2 protein-coding genes are annotated in these 3,969 nt (G+C 48.9%); both read left to right on the top strand.

Translation table 11 applies throughout. From position 1 onward, the window contains the following. The first annotated feature begins 292 nt into the window (after nucleotides 1-292). Nucleotides 293-2,644, top strand: coding sequence for an IMS domain-containing protein (locus tag ACTIE0_RS22985; RefSeq protein WP_006670662.1), 2,352 nt, complete (start codon nucleotides 293-295; stop codon nucleotides 2,642-2,644). Between the two features lie 302 nt (nucleotides 2,645-2,946). After that, on the top strand, nucleotides 2,947-3,969 hold a 1,023-nt coding region (locus tag ACTIE0_RS22990), incomplete at its 3' end, for a DUF4912 domain-containing protein (protein WP_439517001.1).

Raw genomic sequence — 3,969 nt, forward strand, 5'->3', positions numbered from 1 at the left:
GTCAGCCGCTTGAGTCGGTTTTCCTCTCCGTGATCAATCACGGAGCTTCCAACCCTCCCAGGAGTTTTACGTGACAGATAAGCCACACGAACTCGCCTGGTAGGGGTCGGTTAAACTGGTTTTTCGGAAAGACCCGATGAATAGGAATAGTAAACCGACAATTTTTTTCCCTACTCCGTCTTCCGCCACTCCTCCTGACCCCTGCCCTATATCCCGGACAGTGAGATGGCATGGTCCGGGAAGATGCCCAACCCGCCCTAAATCAGTCGCTCGCCCTTGGGGATGAACCAGAATGCGTATTCCACTAGATTACTACCGAATTTTAGGCTTACCAATCCAAGCGACTGCGGACCAGTTAAAGCAGGCTCGAGGCGATCGCCAACAGCAGCTTCCCAGGCGGGAGTATTCTGATCTAGCGATCGATGCTCGAAAGCAGTTAATTGATGAAGCCTACGCAGTCCTGTCAGACCCAGACCAACGCGGGGCCTATGACATGGGTTTTCTAGCCAAGACCTACGATCCTGGCTCGCGTACCGTGAGAACCCTCGGAGGCCCGAATGTCATGAGCCTGTCGGGGGCCGGGGGTGGAAAGGACGCAGATTCTCACCGAGCCAGTATAGAGATAGACGATCGCCAGTTTGTCGGCGCATTGCTGATCTTGCAAGAATTAGGGGAATATGAACAAGTTGTCGCCCTGACTCGTCCCTTGATAGGAACCAGCAGTATTGGTCTGAAAGATGGTCGGTTTGGAGATCCTGATCTAGTTTTGCCGGATATAATTCTCACCGTAGCCCTAGCATATTTAGAACTAGGTCGGGAACAGTGGCAGTCTCGGCAATATGAAAACGCTGCTATTTCCCTAGAATCGGGTCAAGATTTACTGTTACGAGAAAGCCTGTTTGCGAGTCTACGGGGAGAAATGCAGGCAGACCTTTATAAACTGCGCCCCTACCGTATCATCGAACTGCTGCAACTACCAGAACAAAAAGCTGATGAACGTCGGCGGGGATTGCAATTGTTGCGGGAAATGCTCCACGAAAGGGGGGGTATTGATGGTCACGGTGACGATCGCTCTGGTCTGAATGTCGAAGATTTTCTACGCTTTATCCAGCAATTGCGTAGTTCTTTAACCACCACCGAACAACAGACCCTATTTGAGATGGAGGCTCATCGTCCCTCCGCCGTTAGCACATACCTGGCTGTTTATGCTTTATTGGCTCAGGGATTTGCACGCGCCCAACCTGCTTTGATTCGCAAAGCTAAGTTAATGTTAATGCAGTTAGGTCGCCGCCAGGACGTGCATTTAGAAAAAGCAGTTTGTTGTCTGTTACTAGGACAAACTGAAGAAGCTAGTCGAGCCTTAGATTTGAGCCAGGAACAGGAAGCGATCGCCTTTATTCGGGAAAATTCTGTAGATTCCCCAGACCTGTTACCCGGGTTATGTCTGTATGCAGAACACTGGTTAGCCGAAGAAGTTTTCCCCCATTTCCGGGATTTGCAAAATCAGTCAGTTTCTCTCAAAGAATATTTTGCTAATAAGCAGGTTCAATCCTATTTAGAGGCACTTCCCGCCGAGGCGCGTGCCACATCAAATGAGTGGGTAGTAGTACAACCTCGCCGCAGCAGTAGGTCAGATAATGAATTGACTTACGCGCAATCGGGATCGACCCCCGCAGTTTCAACATCTGCAAATCCCGCTCAATCAGCACCTTACTCCTCTAGTCCTGATGGTCTAAGCAATGGGCATTCGCCTACCGGTTCTGTGGGAATGCCTACAGGCTCTCAGTCATCCCATAGTGGTGCTAATTCTCCCTCCGCACAGGTTCCCAAAACCACCCCGCCAGGTAGATTCAATCAATCTACTAATGAATCGACCTACCTACAAAAACCAGCCAGAGGGAGTTCATCTACATCTCATCAACCCTCTCCGGTGGCATCTTCTAGCGCCCGATTAAACGGTACTCCTACGGCTAATCTGCCACCACTGGGTCAGGGTAGCCCTCAGTCTCACTCTCCTAGACGAACTCGGGGTAAGTCAACTCATGAATCCAACTACAAGGTTAAAAGATTAATCTTGGTAGGTTTAGTGGGATTGTTTGGGATTTGGTTATTATGGATGATTTTGAGTGCCATTTTTGGTTGGATTGGTAATGCCCTAGAGGGAATGGGTGGGCCGAGATTGACAGTCGATGGACCCGAAATCCGCCTTGATAATTCTCCGATCGCTATTCCTGAACCCGAACCAGAGAACCCCCTAGCGGCTGACCTGGACCCCACTGTAGCCCAACAGGTAGTTAATCAGTGGTTGACTGCTAAATCTGCCGCTCTAGGTCCTGAACATCAAACTGAAGGATTAAGGGAAATTTTGGTTGAGCCTTCCCTGGCTCGGTGGATGGGGCTTTCCGAGTCATTAAGGCAGGAAAATTCCCACAGGCGTTTTCAGCATGAAGTTAGGGTCCAGAGTGTTGATGTCAATGAGAATAATCCCAATCAAGGTACTGTTGATGCTCAGGTGCGGGAAGTTACCCAATTCTATCAAGGTAATCAAATGGAGAGGTCTGAGGATAGCACCCTACAGGTTCGATATCAACTCGTCCGAGATCAGGGTCCTTGGCGGATACGGGATTGGGAGATAATTCGTTAGCTTTGGCCACGCCCAACCCCCCACTCGACTTTTTAAGAATCTACCTACAACCCCAGGCCCACGCCGGGGATTTTTTTTTGGATGCAGACGATCCCCAATGCCATGATATATCATGAAACTATGACACAATGATCCCAAAAACCTTATAAAACAGTATATTTACTTATAATTTTTGGGATTACCCCTTGACCCCTCTGGATATTTTCTGCAATATGTTGATTAACGAGAGCGATCCCCACGATCCCAAAGAAAATCTACAGAGCCAACAGCCTGCTGTCTGAACACATGGAGATCACCAACCTATGGCAAAAGAAAGACCCCCCTTGGAAGAAATGACATTGCGACAATTACGCAAAGTCGCCAGCGAGTACAGTATTTCTCGCTATAGCCGAATGCGTAAAGCCCAGCTTTTAGCTGCCATTCAAGATATTGAACGTCAAAGATTTTCATCCCCTAGTCAATCCCGTACTTTGGAGGCAAAAGCAGAAGTGGAAGTAGCAAAGTTTACATTAGGCCAGGAAGAACAAACAGATGATTTCCTGTCCTCAGTTGATGAAAATCTAGTGGAACTTGGCAGCGGATATAGTGAAAGTCGCGTAGTTCTGATGGCAAGAGACCCGGAATGGGCTTATGCTTACTGGGATATCTCCAGTCAACAAAAAGAACAATTCCGGCGATTAGGTGGGCAACAACTGGCTTTACGGATTTATGACGTAACAGGTATAAATCTCAGCAATCAGAGTCCCCACAGCGTTCAGGAATACCCTTGCGATGAAATGGCGCGGGAATGGTATTTACCAATTCCTGTAAGCGATCGCGATTATGTGATCGAAATTGGCTACCGTTGCGCTGATGGTCGCTGGTTAGCTATGGCCCGTTCCCAGGCGGTTCGGATTCCCCCCATTTATCCCTCTGAGTGGATTGATGACCAATTCATTACAGTATCTTGGGGTGATGAACTCAAAGGTCAAACTTTTGCCCAACTATCACCCCCTGGCTTATCTTATGGCGATCGCATTTACGACGACCTCTTCAATCTAGCCAAAGAAGCAGAAGCTCAACGCATCGCTGGTTCCCTATTTGGTTCCATGCACCATGTTTCCAGTTTCCAACATGGCATCAGTTCCTATATTTTCCCCTCTGGTGTCGGTAAGTGGGCATCAGGTGTCGGTGAAACTATGTCCGGTGTCGGAATGTCCGGTGTCGGCTTAGGCGTAACTCAATCCGGTTCCGCCCTAGGTTACTCCATGTCCGGTGTCGGAATGTCCGGTGTCGGCTTAGGCGTAACTCAATCCGGTTCCGCCCTAGGTTACTCCATGTCCGGT

This window comes from Limnospira sp. (genome assembly GCF_051859755.1).
In the GTDB taxonomy this organism is placed as follows: domain Bacteria; phylum Cyanobacteriota; class Cyanobacteriia; order Cyanobacteriales; family Microcoleaceae; genus Limnospira; species Limnospira fusiformis.